Source organism: Nitrosococcus oceani ATCC 19707, assembly GCF_000012805.1.
Taxonomy (GTDB): domain Bacteria; phylum Pseudomonadota; class Gammaproteobacteria; order Nitrosococcales; family Nitrosococcaceae; genus Nitrosococcus; species Nitrosococcus oceani.
On the sequence record NC_007484.1, the window covers coordinates 1146398 to 1160686 of the forward strand.

The window sequence follows — 14289 nt, forward strand, 5'->3', positions numbered from 1 at the left end:
ATTTGACATTTTGCTTTCAAGCAGCGCCTGGCGCCGCCTCAATTGCAGGTATAATAAATTTATGGAAGAGTTGTCAATCGTACAGCGGATTGCCATTTGGGTGTTGCCTATATTGTTCGCTATTACCGTCCATGAGGTAGCGCATGGTTGGATGGCGCTTCGATTGGGGGATCACACTGCGCAAATGATGGGCCGGTTAACGCTCAATCCCATCAATCATATCGATCCTATTGGTACTTTGGTCGTTCCAGGGGTTTTATTATTACTCGGCGGCGTTGTTTTTGGTTGGGCCAAGCCGGTACCGGTGTCCTGGGATAAACTTCGCAATCCTCAGCGGGATATGGCCATTGTTGCTTTGGCGGGACCGATGGCCAACCTCATTATGGCTGTTTTCTGGGCGGTAGTATGCCGCCTGGGAATTGCTTTGGCGCTAGAGTTTCCCATGATGGGGGTGCCGCTAGCTTATATGGGGATTGCTGGGATGCTCATTAATGCCATCTTGATGATGCTAAATCTCATCCCCTTACCCCCTCTCGATGGAGGAAGAGTATTGGTTGGAATATTGCCTGGCCCGCTTGCCTATAAGGTAAGCCGTATTGAGCCTTATGGGCTTTTTATACTCCTTGGCCTGCTATTTACCGGTATTTTACAGGGTATCTTGGGACCCTTGGTAGATCTGCTTTTAAGTGGATTAGTAGAGCTAGTAGGTGTGCCAAAGCGGGAATTTGTCGGAGGATTGTTAACTCTAATGGGAGCCCAATAAAGTGAAAGGAAGAGTAAACACATGGCTATGAGTTCCCTACAATCCCAGCGCGTGCTTTCCGGAATGCGTCCAACCGGGCAGCTGCATCTGGGCCACTATCATGGCGTACTGAAAAACTGGGCCCGGTTGCAACACGAATACAACTGTTTTTTCTTTGTGGCCGACTGGCATGCTTTGACGACGGAGTACGAAAATCCCCAGGTAATTACCGACAGCGTCTGGGATATGGTCATCGACTGGCTGGCTGCGGGAATTGAGCCTTCGGCAGCGACTTTATTTATTCAGTCGAAGGTGCCTGAGCATGCGGAGTTGCATCTTCTATTATCCATGATAACTCCCCTTGGTTGGTTGGAACGGGTGCCGACTTACAAGGACCAGCAGGAAAAATTAAAAGAGAAGGATCTGGCGACTTATGGTTTTTTGGGCTACCCGCTACTGCAAAGCGCCGATATTCTCGTTTATAAAGCAACTCGGGTTCCAGTGGGAGAAGATCAGGTTCCTCACGTGGAGATGAGCCGGGAAATTACCCGGCGTTTTAATCATCTCTATGGCCGTGAACCAGGCTTTGAAGAGCTGGTGGAAGCGGCTATAAAAAAAATGGGTAAGAAAAATGCCCAGCTTTACCGGGAATTGCGCCGTCGTTTCCAGGAGCAGGGAGATGTGGAAGCCTTGGATAAAGCTCGTGCTTTTCTAGAAACGCAGCAGAATCTTACCCTTGGTGATCGGGAACGTTTATTCGGCCATCTGGAAGGGGAAGGTAAAGTCATTCTGCCGGAACCGCAGGCCTTGCTGACCCCAGCCGCTCGTATGCCAGGGCTCGATGGACAAAAAATGTCTAAATCCTACGGCAATACGATTGCCTTGCGTGAGCCACCTGAGCAAGTGGAACGGAAGCTCCGCACCATGCCTACGGATCCAGCCCGCGTGCGGCGCACCGATCCCGGCGATCCCGAAAAATGTCCGGTCTGGCAATTCCATAGGGTTTACTCTGACGATGAGGTGAAGGAGTGGGTTCAGAAAGGATGCAGAACAGCAGGTATTGGTTGCTTGGACTGCAAGCAGCCAATTATTGATGCTATTCAGTCTGAACTAAAGCCTATTCGAGAGCGGGCGCAAGAATATGCTCACCATCCCGAGGAGATCCAACGGATTATCAAAGAGGGTAACGAGGCGGCCCGCGAAGTGGCCCGCGAGACGATGGCGGAGGTGCGCCAAGCAATGGGATTGTCCTATCGTTAAATTGCCCAGAAGCCATGTGGTTAACTAAAACGCCACCGAAATCAGGACCATGAGCGAATCATCCGGGCAAGTCCCATCTTCAGAAGCATCGGCGCTAGCTGTCGTCCGAGGACAGCCTCTTATTGAATTACCTACCGATCTTTATATCCCTCCTGATGCTTTAGAAGTTTTTCTTGAAGCTTTTGAGGGGCCGTTAGATCTGTTGCTTTATTTGATTCGGCGGCAGAATTTGGATGTTTTGGATATCCCGATTGCTGTTATTACCCATCAATATATGGAATATATAGAGATTTTGGGGGAGCTGCGTTTAGAATTAGCAGCCGAGTATCTAGTGATGGCTGCTTGGCTTGCGGAAATCAAGTCCAGGATGCTTTTGCCCCGTCCCCAGGAGAGCGCTGAGGAAGAGGGAGATCCCCGAATGGAACTGGTGCGCCGTCTGCAAGAGTACGAGCGTTATAAAAAAGCGGCTGAAGATTTGGATTCATTGCCTCGTGTGGGTCGGGATATCTTCGAGACCGGAGTTCATGTTCCCCCGGGGCAGGTGACCAAACCGCAGCCCACACTCGAGTTAACTGATCTCTTATTTGCGCTTAAAGGCGTGCTGGCCCGGGCAGATCTGTTTAGCCACCACCATGTGGCCCAAGAAACTCTATCGGTACGGGAACGTATGGGAGAGGTGCTAAGCCGGGTTGAGGCGGATAGCTTTTTTGAATTTACTGCTTTATTGCATCCAGAGGAGGGGCGCTTGGGGGTGGTGGTCACTTTTCTGGCAATTCTCGAGCTAATTAAAGAATCCCTGCTGGAAGTAGTTCAGGCTGAATCCTATGGTCCCCTCCATGTACGGGCGGTAGCAGCATGAGTGAAGTGTGTTCCCTGAAAAACATTATTGAAGCCATTTTATTGGTAGCAGATCGGCCCTTGACGATCGAACAGTTGAGTAAGCTGTTTGATGAGGAGATGCAACCTTCCCGCAGCCAGATAGGCAGCATCCTCGAGGAACTGGCGGTAGACTGGAGAAACAGAGGGATTGAGTTGAAGGAGATCCATAGCGGCTATCGTTTTCAGGCCCGCCGGGAACTGTCGCCTTGGATATCCAGACTCTGGGAAGAGCGGCCATCCCGCTATTCGCGGGCATTTTTAGAGACCTTGGCCCTTATTGCTTATCGTCAACCGATTACTCGGGGGGAAATTGAAGAAATTCGTGGCGTTTCCGTCAGCAGTTCTATCATGAAGACCTTGCAAGAGCGGGAGTGGGTCAGGGTGCTTGGACATCGGGAGGTCCCAGGGCGGCCTGCCCTATATGGTACCACCCGTAAATTTTTGGACCAATTCAATCTTAGAAACCTAGATGAACTACCATCTCTGGCGGAGGTGAAGACTCTAGGTGAAGCTCAAATAGCGCTTACTTTGGTGGAAGGCGGTTTAGGTAAAGAAGGCGTGGTCCTAGAAAAAGGCCCATCACCCTCTAAAAAGTCTCTTGCTGAGTCTGACCTTGCTCCTAATGAAGTGTTGCAAAAACAGTAATTAGCGGGAAAGGTACTTATTCTGTGGCGGAACGCCTACAAAAAATATTGGCCCGGGGAGGACTGGGGTCCCGCCGGGAAGTTGAAGAGTGGATTAAGGCGGGCCGAGTCCGAATCAACGGCATTCCCGCGCGCTTAGGCGACAAGGTATCAGATGAGGATCAGGTGACTGTTAATGGGAGACCCTTATCGCCTAGGCGGTTGCAGGCTCCTTCTTCCCAGGTCATCCTTTATCATAAACCGGCAGGTGAAATCTGTAGCCGCAAGGATCCGGAAGGGCGCCCGACTGTGTTCCGGTCCTTACCTCGCCCCCGGCAGGGCCGTTGGGTAAGCGTTGGGCGTTTGGATATCAATACCTCTGGTCTCTTATTGTTCACGACCGACGGTGAACTGGCTAACCGTTTGATGCATCCTTCCACCCAAGTGGAGCGGGAATATGCCGTGCGGGTTTTGGGTACTGTAACGGAAGTCATCCTTGAGCGCTTGCAGAGAGGGGTGCAATTGGAGGATGGTCTAGCCAGTTTTAAGCGAATACTGGATGCTGGCGGTGAAGGCGCTAATCACTGGTATCATGTCATACTCTGGGAGGGACGGAAGCGGGAAGTTCGGCGCCTTTGGGAATCCCAGGGGATTCAAGTGAGCCGGCTGATACGCATTCGTTTCGGTCCCGTCAGCTTGCCTCCTGGGTTGCGAATGGGCCGCTGGCGCTTTCTGGAACCATCTGAGTTTAAAGCTTTGTTAGAGATAGGGGGCGTGGAGCAGCGCACTACCAGGTTTCAGCCCCGCAGTAAAAATAATCGAAGGGGTAGGCAAGGTCGGAAACAAGGTTGATTTTCCTGCCGTAGATTTTTATTAGCATTGGGGAACGAGACCCCGCCGGGCGCGGCGTGAGGTGCGCCAGGCGATCCAAAGCTTACGTAATGGGGTCAACGAAGTTCGCCGTTGTAGGACCGGGTAGCCGTCCTCTTCCATGGTATTCAAGATGTTCAGGCCGAGTGCTATCTGGGTTAGGCCGGCATACTGGGTTTGGCGATCATGTTTCCCTAGGTTCGCCAAGGCACTACGAAAATAGTGGCGGGTCTGGCCAGCTTGCTGGGCGAGGAGGGCAGTCATCCCCTGGGAGTTAGCATAGCTAGTGAAGATAGCTTCCGATGAGACCTGAAAACGGGTAAGTTCCTCCTGAGGTAGATAAATGCGGCCCCGATCGGCGTCTTGGCGTACGTTGCGCAGAATATGGGTCAATTGTAGGGCAATTCCAAGATTTTCAGCGTATGTTCGAGTCTCTGAGTCCTGATAGCCATAGATTTCAGCTGCCATTAAGCTAATGACTCCAGCAATTTGGTAGCAATAGGTGGTCAGAGCTTGAAAAGAAGGATAAGTCGATTGTTCTAGATCGCTCGCAGCTCCCCCAATCACCTGCAGGAAGGATTGTTGGGGGAGATCATAGGTTTTAATAGGAGTGGCTAGGGTTTGGGTTACCGGGTGCCGGGGACAGCCCGCAAATAGACGGGTAATTTCCTCTTGCCACCACTGGAGCTTGGTTTGAGCAACACCTACATCGGAACACTCGGCCACGATGCCGACGATTTCTTTTTGGTAAGCATAAAGCGCGGTAACGGTGTGCCGTTGAGCCTCAGGTAAAAAGAGAAGGCTATAATAAAGGCTGCTTCCCGGCGGCGTTGCCTTGTTGTGGCAGTATTCCCTCGGATCCATTAATTTCTTAGGAAACGGCTCTGATGACCATTCTTCATAGAGAAGAATACCCTATTAGATCCGCAGACGTTCAACCGGATGGCCATTCATCAGGTGCTCAGTAATAATTTCATCGATATCCTTGCGGCTGGTGTAAGTGTACCAAGTCCCTTCAGGATAAACTACAATGGCAGGTCCTTGGGCGCACCGATTAAGGCAACCCGCTGTGTTGATGCGCACTTGTCGGCGCCTCGCTAATCCCAGTGCTTTAACTTTTTCTTTAGCATAGTTGCGAATTGCTAAAGCATCATGGTTCTGGCAGCAGGGGCGGCCATCATCCCTTTGGTTAGTGCAAAAGAATACGTGATAACGATAGTAAGACTCGCTCATAAACGCTGATTCTATAATTTGGATGAAAATATGAATGTGCCCGTATCAGGGGTGGGTAGTAATAGTACTGCAAAAGAAAGCGAGTTTTTAAGGTGAGAAGGAAGAGCCACAGCCACAGGTAGTTTCGGCATTGGGATTGCGAATGACAAATTGAGCGCCTTCCAGCCCCTCAGTATAGTCGATCTCTGCGCCTACCAGGTACTGATAGCTTGTGGGATCGATAAGTAGGGTAACTCCGCCATTTTTCACCCGAGTATCGCCTTCATGAGAAGTTTCGTCAAAGGTAAAGCCATATTGGAAGCCTGAACACCCGCCGCCTGTGATAAACACCCGCAGCATTAGCTTATCATTGCCTTCCTCTTCGATAAGTTCTTTGACTTTACCAGCAGCGATATCGGTAAATATTAATGGGTTTGGCATGGCATTAGTTACGTTCATGATAGGATGCTCTCCAAAATTTTAAATTACTCTTTAATTATCTAAAACTTACTGGTTCAGTCAAGGGTTACCTTCCTTAAGACCGGATATAGGTGGTGGAGTTTCCTCCTCCGGTCCGGCAGCGAGCTTTAGTCTAGGAATCTGGTTTTCTTCCATGTGGATCAAATTGCCATTAATTTTGGCACCTATTGCTATTTCGATAAGGTAATAATACAAGTCTCCGTGGATCTGGGCTTGGTAGGCAAGTTCAATATATTCGCTGGCGTGGATATCCCCTGTGACTGAACCATTAAGGATGATACAAGGGACTTTGACGTGGCCTTCGATGCTCCCATCTTGGCTGATGATCAGGAGAGAGTCTTCATCTTCGGCGATAATATCACCCTTTACATGGCCTTCCACCCGTAGTCCTCCACTGAAAGTAATATCCCCTATCAGTTGGGTATGCCGTCCAATTAAGGTATCGAGTTGAGTGCGGCGTTTGGATTTTTTTTGGCGTTTGAACATTTGAGTTCTCCTAAGGAAAGACGGTCAATTTGAGGCATGGGACTGGAAAATATCTCCTGCTCTAGCCCCCTAATGATCTCCAACTGAAGGTTTGTTCCACGGCTTTAGAAGGATGTTCCTCGGGAAGCAGGGCAATTTTTACCCGGGTTGGTTTAAAATTTTTTGGTAAAAATACTTCCCCTTCTAGGATTTGAAAGTATTTAAATTTAAAACGAAGGGGATTGCCCTTGGAGAGGGTATCGAGTTCAAATCGAACGGGTTTCCCCTTTAATACGCCATGGATGGCCAAATGCACTTGGCCCTGGGTCAGATGGTCCATTCTGCGGCCTTGGGTGAGCACCAGGCGATAATGGAGTAACCGTTCCGTTGCTGTTTTACTAAACTTAAGATCGTGGATATGGATGCCTTGCTCCTCAAGAGACTCCGCCAGCCCTTTATAAATTGACAGTTGACGTGTAAGTTCCACCATCTCATCTTGTAAGTTTACTAGATTGGCGTTGAGGTCAGCACGGGTATATTGTTCGACTTCTAGTTCTTGCTGGAGCCGGGCTAGGTGCTTCCGCAGACGGCTATTTTCCTGCTGCAAATGAGAAAGTTGTTTCTGGGAGATCGGTGCCGGTGAAGAGAGATTGCGATTGGGCGCCTGTTCTGGCAGTGGAGAAAGCCGATAGGAAAGCAACCAGCCAATAGCTCCACTGAAAATGATTAAGACAAAACTAAAGAGCCACCCGCGCCAGGGGCGATATTCCTTGATAATGATACGTGGAGTAGTGTTTTTTGTCATTTATTTAAGAGAACTTGATCGCGGGAAAACGATCAAGGTATGACAGCAATGTGCATTAACCCGCGTGTTTCTTCTTGACCGAACATAAGGTTCATATTTTGTATTGCCTGGCCGGAGGCGCCTTTTATTAGGTTATCGGTTACTGAGAGCACAATTACAGTGTTGCCTGCCGATGGGCGGTGGATAGCGAGGCGGCACATATTGTTTCCCCGGACGCTGCGGGTTTCTGGGTGGCTTCCCGGCGGCAATACATCCACAAAGGGCTCCGGGGCATAACGTTGCTCATAAAGTTCTTGGAGATCAACCTCATGCTCAAGCTGGGCGTAGAGGGTTGCATGAATTCCCCGAATCATGGGGATAAGGTGGGGAACAAAGGTCAAGTCTACGGAGGATCGGCTGGCCCATTGAAGTCCTTGAATGATTTCAGGTAGATGCCGGTGTCCGCTGACGCTATAGGCTTTAAAATTTTCACCTGCCTCGCAAAGGAGGGTTCCTAAGGCTGCTTTGCGGCCTGCTCCGCTGGCGCCTGATTTCGCATCGGCGATAAGCCGGCTAGGGTCAACTAGTTGATGCTCTAGCAAGGGGAGAAATCCAAGCTGGACCGCAGTGGGGTAGCAGCCCGGACAGGCGATTAGGCGAGCTTGGCGAATCGCTTCCCGATTGATTTCAGGGAGTCCATAAACCGCTTCAGCCAATAAATGGGGTGCAGCGTGAGGACGGCCATACCATTGCTCCCATATCGTAGGATCAGCAAGGCGGAAATCGGCAGATAAATCAATGACGCGAGTATTTTGTGCGAGCAGGGCGGGCACCATATCCATGGCGACTCCATGGGGAGTTGCAAAGAAAACTACGTCGCATTCGGCGGCTAGCTGGGCGGGCTCAGGTTCTGTAAAGCAAATATCCAAATAGCCTCGAAGGTTTGGAAATAGCTTGCTCACCGGCCTGCCTGCCTCAGTGCGTGAGGTGATGGCTACGATTTCAACATTGGGATGATTGGCCAGTAGACGTAGTAGTTCAACGCCTGTGTATCCCGTTCCACCTACGATAGCTGCTCTGATCATAATTTTTGGCCCTTATTTGAAAAATAATTAGAGACCATCATAAAAGCTGACTGGAGGGAGCGGAAGCCTTAATTAGAGGAAAATCATTTAGGCCATTGGTTTTTTTGTTTTTAATGATAGCTTTATTGCCGAGCGGGTCGGTTCATAATTGGGCTAGGGTTTAGTGGCGGAAATGGCGCATTCCAGTAAAGAGCATTGCCATATCCCATTCATTTGCAGCGGCAATGACTTCCTTATCCCGCCTGGAACCCCCAGGCTGGATAACAGCACAGATTCCTGCTTTAGCAGCGGCTTCCAGGCCATCCCGAAAGGGAAAAAAAGCATCTGAGGCCAGGACCGCATTTTGGGTTGAAAAACCTGCCTCTTTCGCTTTAAGTTCCGCAATTTGACTACTCATCACCCGGCTTGTTTGCCCCGCGCCCACGCCTATGGTCCGTCCATTCTTGGCATAGACGATAGCATTGGATTTGACGAATTTTACCACCTGCCAGGCAAAGAGGAGATCCTTTAATTCCTGGGGAGTAGGGGAGCGTTCCGTAACAGTTTGAAGCGCCTCTAAAGGCACTGTATCGGTATCCTGGTCCTGGAGTAGTAAGCCGCCGACAATTCGCTTATAGTCCCAACCGGCGGCAGTTTGAGATGACCATTCACCACAAGCCAAGACTCGTATATTAGGTTTGGATGTGAGTATTTCTTGGGCCGTTGTTGTTACTGCAGGGGCAATAATCACTTCGGCGAATTGGCGCTTGATGATGGTTTTTGCAGTAGTTGGATCTAACGGCTCGTTGAAAGCAATAATGCCACCAAAAGCGGAAACTGGATCAGCGGCGTAGGCTCGTTCATAAGCTTCTTGTAGGTTTATTCCTGTAGCCACTCCACAAGGATTGGCGTGTTTTACGATGACGCAGGTAGGAGCCTCGCGAAAAGCTTTAACACATGCTAAAGCGGCATCTGTATCCGCAATATTGTTAAAGGAGAGTGTCTTGCCTTGTAATTGTTGGGCGGTGGCAATGGTTCCCGCTGGAGGGGGTTGTTCTACATAGAAGGCCGCCCGCTGATGAGGATTCTCTCCGTAACGCATTTCTTGCTTTTTGGCAAATTGAATATTGTAGCTGCGGGGAAACGCGCTCTTTTCGCCATTTGGAGTCAACGCTCCTAGGTAATTAGCGATGGTGGCATCGTAGCGTGCAGTGTGTTCAAAGCTTTTCACCGCCAATTCAAAACGGGTAGAGGATGAGAGGGCTCCGCCGTTTGCTTCCATTTCACGGAGGACTCTTTCGTAGTCGTCTGGATCGACGATTACGGTCACCGCCGCATGGTTTTTAGCCGCAGCTCGGAGCAGGGTGGGTCCGCCAATATCGATGTTCTCGATAGCGGTAGCCAAGTCGCAATCTGGTTTTGCCACCGTTTGTTCGAAGGGATAAAGATTAACGGCTACCAGATCGATGGGGGCAATATTATATTCCGCCATAGTGGTGGCATCGGTTTCCCTTCGTCCTAGAATGCCTCCATGGATTTTGGGGTGGAGTGTTTTAATGCGTCCCCCCATCATTTCTGGGAAACCGGTATAGGTGGATATTTCTGTGGCTCCAATGTTGTTTTTTTGGAGTAATTGGGCGCTGCCACCAGTGGATAAGATTTTGACACCCCGCGCCTGGAGCCGGTGTGCAAAGGGAACGATGCCGGTTTTGTCGGAGACACTGATAAGGGCGCGGGCTATGGGTTTCATGGGTTTTATTGATAAGGTTCTGGTTTAGACTTTCTAAGTTTTAAAACAATACGCTCTTCCAGGATGATATTAGCCAATGGCGCTGATGCCATATTGTCTTAGCTTTTTGCGAAGGGTGCTGCGGTTCATACCAAGAAATTTAGCAGCTTTGGTTTGATTACCTCCGGTATGCTTCAAGGTGGTTTGCAGTAAGGGGGGTTCAATCTCTTTCATCACGATCTCATAGAGATCAGCGGGATCATGCCCATTCAGACGATCGAAATACTCATCAAGTGCCTGTCGGAGGCACTCGCTAATGGGTGAATTGCGCTGTTCTTCGTTGATGGTCAGTTTGCGTTCAGTTGTTCGTGCAGGCTCGTCGCTCATGTGGCCACCACTCTCGGCTTGTAACGTCATTCGTTGAAATTTCCTGTATTCCGGCGGGCTTACCGCCCGCCAGCCAAGTTCCAAATACTAAAAGGGATCACCTGAGAGATAGCTATCATACCTCCGGCAGTGAGTTGGATAAAGGTTTAAACTTTTATCTACCGGGGGAGGGCTACGGAGCGGATCTTTAAAGCATAGTATCGAAAAAGTTAGCTAGCCCTTTCGGCCTACTTACTTGAAGAAAATTATACCAGAAATGGTGAATTGCTCGGTATTTCTTGCAGGTATCTAACCTGCCTGGGACTTTATCACATACTTACAATATGTATTGTATCTGTATGGTGGCTGCGCGAAACCCTATACAGCATGAAGAGAAAGAAGAAGTCTATAAAAGCATTTGATTTACAATAAGACAATATGCCTTCTTACCTAACGCCGATGTCCAGCCAGCAGAACCCAATTTTCTTTGATCATAGGAGTGTTAAAGGTAAACCAATTATTATAGGTTTGAAGGATTTGTTGAATTTGATCGGAGGTGATACCTGATAAAATGAGGTAAGCACCAGGGTAAGTCAATCTAGCAAAGAGAGAAGCTAGTCTTAGCAAAGGCTCCGCTAAGATATTTGCGACCAAGAAGTCCGCCTTTATTTCAATAAGTTCAGACGGCGATGAGACTTGGAGTTGAGAGATAACCCCATTGTGGGTGGCATTTTCCTGGGTAGCCAATAGGGCTTGGGGATCGTGATCCACTGCAACAGCAGCAGTGGCCCCCAGTTTAAGAGCGGCAATGGCTAGGATGCCAGAACCACAGCCATAATCGATAATACAAGCTTGGTTGAGATTGGCATTGGTTAGCCATTCCAAGCATAGTGCGGTGGTTGGGTGTGTGCCCGTGCCGAAGGCAAGACCCGGATCAAGTAAGAGATTAACTGCTTCCGGCTCGGGGGGAGGGAGCCAGCTCGGGCAAACCCAAAGCTGTGAGCCAAAGCGTAGGGGCTTAAAGTGGTCCATCCAAGCCCGTTCCCAGTTTTGATCCGCCAAAATTTCCCAGCGGTAGGAGGGGAAGGACTCCGGAGCCCAGTCCTGTTTCAACTCCTGTAGCAAAGTATCCGGATCAGAGGCCATTGGAAATAGGGCATTCACCCGAGTTCGGGACCACAAAGGGGTCTCTCCCGGCGGTGGTTCGAAAAGCGGCTGATCGGTTGCGTCCAGTAGCGTAACCGCTACCGCTCCCGCTTCGCTTAATTGGTCTGACAAGCGTTCAACTTGCCCGGCACTGACCTCGAGCTGAAATTGAATCCAAGGCATCAAATAGCTAACAGAGACTATAATCCTAGCATTCGCTCTAGGTAGTGGATATTAGCGCCGCCAGCCCGGAAGTGCGTGTTGTCGAGGATTTTTTGATGGAGTGGCGCATTACACTTAATGCCATCGATGACCAGTTCAGTGAGTGCAATTTGCATGCGCGCAATGGCTGCTTCCCGGGTTTCCCCATGGGTAATGAGTTTGCCGATCAAAGAATCGTAGTGAGGGGGAACAGTATAACCAGCGTATAGGTGGGAATCTATTCGGACGCCCGGGCCACCAGGCGTATGATATCTTGTCACCGTTCCTGGGCTGGGCATGAAATTAGTGGGATCCTCGGCGTTGATGCGGCACTCGATGGCGTGCCCGTGGATCATGATATCTTCCTGGCGATAACTGAGCTTCTCTCCGGCAGCAATACGGAGTTGCTCCTTGACAATGTCTATCCCGGTGATCATTTCAGTTACAGGGTGTTCCACCTGGACTCGGGTATTCATTTCAATGAAATAAAATTCGCCATCTTGATAGAGAAATTCAAACGTACCTGCTCCTCGGTAACCCATCTTGCGGCAGGCTTCAGTGCAGATTTCTCCCATGCGTTGCCGTTGTTCATTGGTAATGCCTGGGGCAGGTGCCTCTTCAACAACTTTCTGGTGACGGCGCTGCATGGAACAGTCCCGCTCGCCGAGGTAGATGGCTTGACCGTGGGTGTCGGCCAGAACTTGGAATTCCACATGACGAGGATTTTCCAGATATTTTTCCATGTAAACCATGTCATTGCCAAAGGCGGCGCTGGCTTCGCTCCGGGTGAGGGAAATAGCGGTGGGCAAATGCGCCTCAGAATGAACAACGCGCATTCCTCGGCCTCCCCCTCCCCCTGAAGCCTTAATCATGACCGGATAGCCGATTTCCTTGGCAATGGCTATATTTTCCTCATCATCTTCTCCGAGGGGCCCTTCGGAGCCGGGTACGCATGGCACGCCGGAGGACTTCATGGCCTTAATAGCGGAGACTTTATCGCCTATCAGACGGATAGTCTCAGGCCGCGGCCCGATAAAGACGAAGCCGCTTTGTTCAACGCGTTCAGCAAAGTCGGCGTTTTCGGACAAAAAACCGTAACCTGGGTGAATGGCGACGGCATCGGTAATCTCAGCGGCGCTGATCACGGCGGGAATATTCAAGTAGCTTTGAGAAGATGCCGCAGGGCCGATACAAACCGTCTCATCCGCTAGTAGAACATGTTTGAGTTCGCGATCCACTTCAGAGTGGATGGCTACGGTTTTGAGCCCTAATTCCCAGCAAGCCCGGAGGATACGCAAGGCGATTTCGCCCCGATTGGCGATAACAATCTTATCCAGCATGAGATTACTTTATCACGAAGAGGGGTTGACCATATTCCACGGGTTGTCCATTCTCAACGAGGATGGCGGCAATGGTTCCCCCTTGATCAGCCTCGATTTGATTGAACATTTTCATAGCCTCAATGATGCATAACACATCGCCTGCCGTTACCTGATGCTCAATTTCTACAAAGGATTTTGTCCCTGGTGTTGCAGACCGGTAAAAAGTGCCGACCATGGGGGATTTTATAATATGACCGGACGGAATTTCTTCTTCTTTTTTCTGGGCCGCCTCTTTTTGGGGTGGAGGCTCAGAGGCGATCGTGGTCGGCGCCGGCGTTGGCGCTACTACCGGGGAAATGGCCGTAGCTTGGCTATGACGGCAAATACGGACAGATTCTTCTCCTTCACGAATTTCTAGCTCGGCGACTCCAGAGGATTCTAGCAACTCAATCAGCTTCTTAATCTTTCTTATGTCCATAAAGGTCTCGTCTAAATCAGCAAAAACATCGTTAGTTATATAGAATGGGCTTTAGGGAGGCAAGAGGCGGGCGAATACCGCTTGTAAAGCTAATTCGTAGCCCGTAGGTCCCAAGCCACTAATAACCCCCTCGGCAATATCGGAAAAATAGGAATGACGGCGAAATGCTTCCCGCCTATGGACATTCGATAAGTGCACTTCGATAAAGGGTATGGCCACCGCCGCTAAGGCATCCCGCAGAGCGATACTGGTATGGGTAAAAGCTGCCGGATTAATAATAATAAACGCTATATCTTGATGAGCTGCGCTATGAATTTGCTCGATGAGAATATGTTCCGCATTAGCCTGGAAGCAAGTTAAATGATGGCCTGCTTGAGCCGCTTGATGCGTTAAATTGCTATTAATAGCCTCTAAAGTAATGGAGCCATAATATTTGGGTTCTCGGGTACCGAGCAGATTAAGATTAGGACCGTGAATGACCAATAGGTTTGCCATGATTTTGGGTGTAAGTAAATCAACAAGGCCGATGCATAATGGTTTTCTACCACCTAGGTAGGCTATTAGTCTGCTGCGAATTGTGCACTTTCTGCTGGTAAATGTCTAGATGTTAGCGATTTGCGGTTAGCGGTATTAATATGAAGCCGCGTACCCCTTATGATATTTGGAAA

General features: G+C 49.7%; 17 protein-coding genes. 5 read left to right on the top strand and 12 right to left on the bottom strand.

Translation table 11 applies throughout. From position 1 onward, the window contains the following. Positions 1 to 61: 61 nt before the first annotated feature. From NOC_RS05650 to rluB, 5 genes are read left to right on the top strand one after another with little or no spacing between them, the layout of a single operon-like run. Complete coding sequence (locus tag NOC_RS05650) at positions 62 to 763, top strand: site-2 protease family protein (RefSeq protein ID WP_011330546.1); 702 nt, start codon at positions 62 to 64, stop codon at positions 761 to 763. A 21-nt stretch (positions 764 to 784) separates the two neighbouring features. Beyond that, positions 785 to 2002, top strand: coding sequence for a tryptophan--tRNA ligase (locus NOC_RS05655; RefSeq protein ID WP_002809854.1), 1218 nt, complete (start codon positions 785 to 787; stop codon positions 2000 to 2002). Between the two features lie 49 nt (positions 2003 to 2051). Continuing rightward, positions 2052 to 2861, top strand: a complete 810-nt coding sequence (locus tag NOC_RS05660) for a segregation and condensation protein A (RefSeq protein ID WP_002811402.1) — start codon at positions 2052 to 2054, stop codon at positions 2859 to 2861. Further along, positions 2858 to 3526, top strand: coding sequence for an SMC-Scp complex subunit ScpB (scpB, locus tag NOC_RS05665; RefSeq protein ID WP_002809309.1), 669 nt, complete (start codon positions 2858 to 2860; stop codon positions 3524 to 3526). The genes NOC_RS05660 and scpB overlap by 4 nt, the downstream gene beginning before the upstream one ends. Before the next feature lie 23 nt (positions 3527 to 3549). Next, positions 3550 to 4356 (top strand): 23S rRNA pseudouridine(2605) synthase RluB, encoded by an 807-nt coding sequence (rluB, locus tag NOC_RS05670; RefSeq protein ID WP_002809208.1) that lies wholly within the window; start codon positions 3550 to 3552, stop codon positions 4354 to 4356. A 21-nt stretch (positions 4357 to 4377) separates the two neighbouring features. Here rluB and hpnD read toward each other — a convergent pair whose 3' ends face one another. From hpnD to aroQ, 12 genes are all read right to left on the bottom strand, one after another. Beyond that, entirely contained in the window at positions 4378 to 5238 is an 861-nt protein-coding gene (hpnD, locus tag NOC_RS05675; RefSeq protein ID WP_002809379.1) for a presqualene diphosphate synthase HpnD, read from the bottom strand. 54 nt (positions 5239 to 5292) lie between these two features. Continuing rightward, positions 5293 to 5607, bottom strand: coding sequence for a (2Fe-2S) ferredoxin domain-containing protein (locus NOC_RS05680; protein WP_002811652.1), 315 nt, complete (start codon positions 5605 to 5607; stop codon positions 5293 to 5295). Between the two features lie 87 nt (positions 5608 to 5694). Beyond that, positions 5695 to 6045 (bottom strand): iron-sulfur cluster insertion protein ErpA, encoded by a 351-nt coding sequence (gene erpA, locus NOC_RS05685; RefSeq protein WP_002810132.1) that lies wholly within the window; start codon positions 6043 to 6045, stop codon positions 5695 to 5697. Positions 6046 to 6105: 60 nt separating this feature from the next. Continuing rightward, entirely contained in the window at positions 6106 to 6552 is a 447-nt protein-coding gene (locus NOC_RS05690; protein WP_002810480.1) for a bactofilin family protein, read from the bottom strand. A 61-nt stretch (positions 6553 to 6613) separates the two neighbouring features. Further along, the gene (locus NOC_RS05695; RefSeq protein WP_002810653.1) at positions 6614 to 7336 is read right to left on the bottom strand and encodes a DUF6776 family protein; all 723 of its coding nucleotides are present in this window, start codon (positions 7334 to 7336) and stop codon (positions 6614 to 6616) included. A 32-nt stretch (positions 7337 to 7368) separates the two neighbouring features. Continuing rightward, positions 7369 to 8400: an N-acetyl-gamma-glutamyl-phosphate reductase gene (gene argC / locus NOC_RS05700; RefSeq protein ID WP_002810861.1), complete on the bottom strand. Its 1032-nt coding sequence runs from the start codon at positions 8398 to 8400 to the stop codon at positions 7369 to 7371. Between the two features lie 160 nt (positions 8401 to 8560). Then, on the bottom strand, positions 8561 to 10129 hold the full coding sequence (purH, locus tag NOC_RS05705) for a bifunctional phosphoribosylaminoimidazolecarboxamide formyltransferase/IMP cyclohydrolase (protein ID WP_002811435.1): 1569 nt from the start codon (positions 10127 to 10129) through the stop codon (positions 8561 to 8563). A gap of 69 nt (positions 10130 to 10198) precedes the next feature. Then, positions 10199 to 10525 carry a DNA-binding transcriptional regulator Fis gene (gene fis, locus NOC_RS05710; protein ID WP_011330547.1) on the bottom strand — a complete coding sequence of 109 codons (327 nt, stop codon included), beginning with the start codon at positions 10523 to 10525 and terminating at the stop codon, positions 10199 to 10201. A 399-nt stretch (positions 10526 to 10924) separates the two neighbouring features. Next, the gene (gene prmA, locus NOC_RS05715) at positions 10925 to 11803 is read right to left on the bottom strand and encodes a 50S ribosomal protein L11 methyltransferase (protein ID WP_002808908.1); all 879 of its coding nucleotides are present in this window, start codon (positions 11801 to 11803) and stop codon (positions 10925 to 10927) included. Positions 11804 to 11820: 17 nt separating this feature from the next. Beyond that, positions 11821 to 13161: an acetyl-CoA carboxylase biotin carboxylase subunit gene (gene accC / locus NOC_RS05720; protein ID WP_002809693.1), complete on the bottom strand. Its 1341-nt coding sequence runs from the start codon at positions 13159 to 13161 to the stop codon at positions 11821 to 11823. A gap of 4 nt (positions 13162 to 13165) precedes the next feature. After that, entirely contained in the window at positions 13166 to 13621 is a 456-nt protein-coding gene (accB, locus tag NOC_RS05725) for an acetyl-CoA carboxylase biotin carboxyl carrier protein (protein ID WP_002810858.1), read from the bottom strand. Positions 13622 to 13672: 51 nt separating this feature from the next. Continuing rightward, positions 13673 to 14116, bottom strand: a complete 444-nt coding sequence (gene aroQ, locus NOC_RS05730) for a type II 3-dehydroquinate dehydratase (RefSeq protein WP_002811229.1) — start codon at positions 14114 to 14116, stop codon at positions 13673 to 13675. Positions 14117 to 14289: the final 173 nt, after the last annotated feature.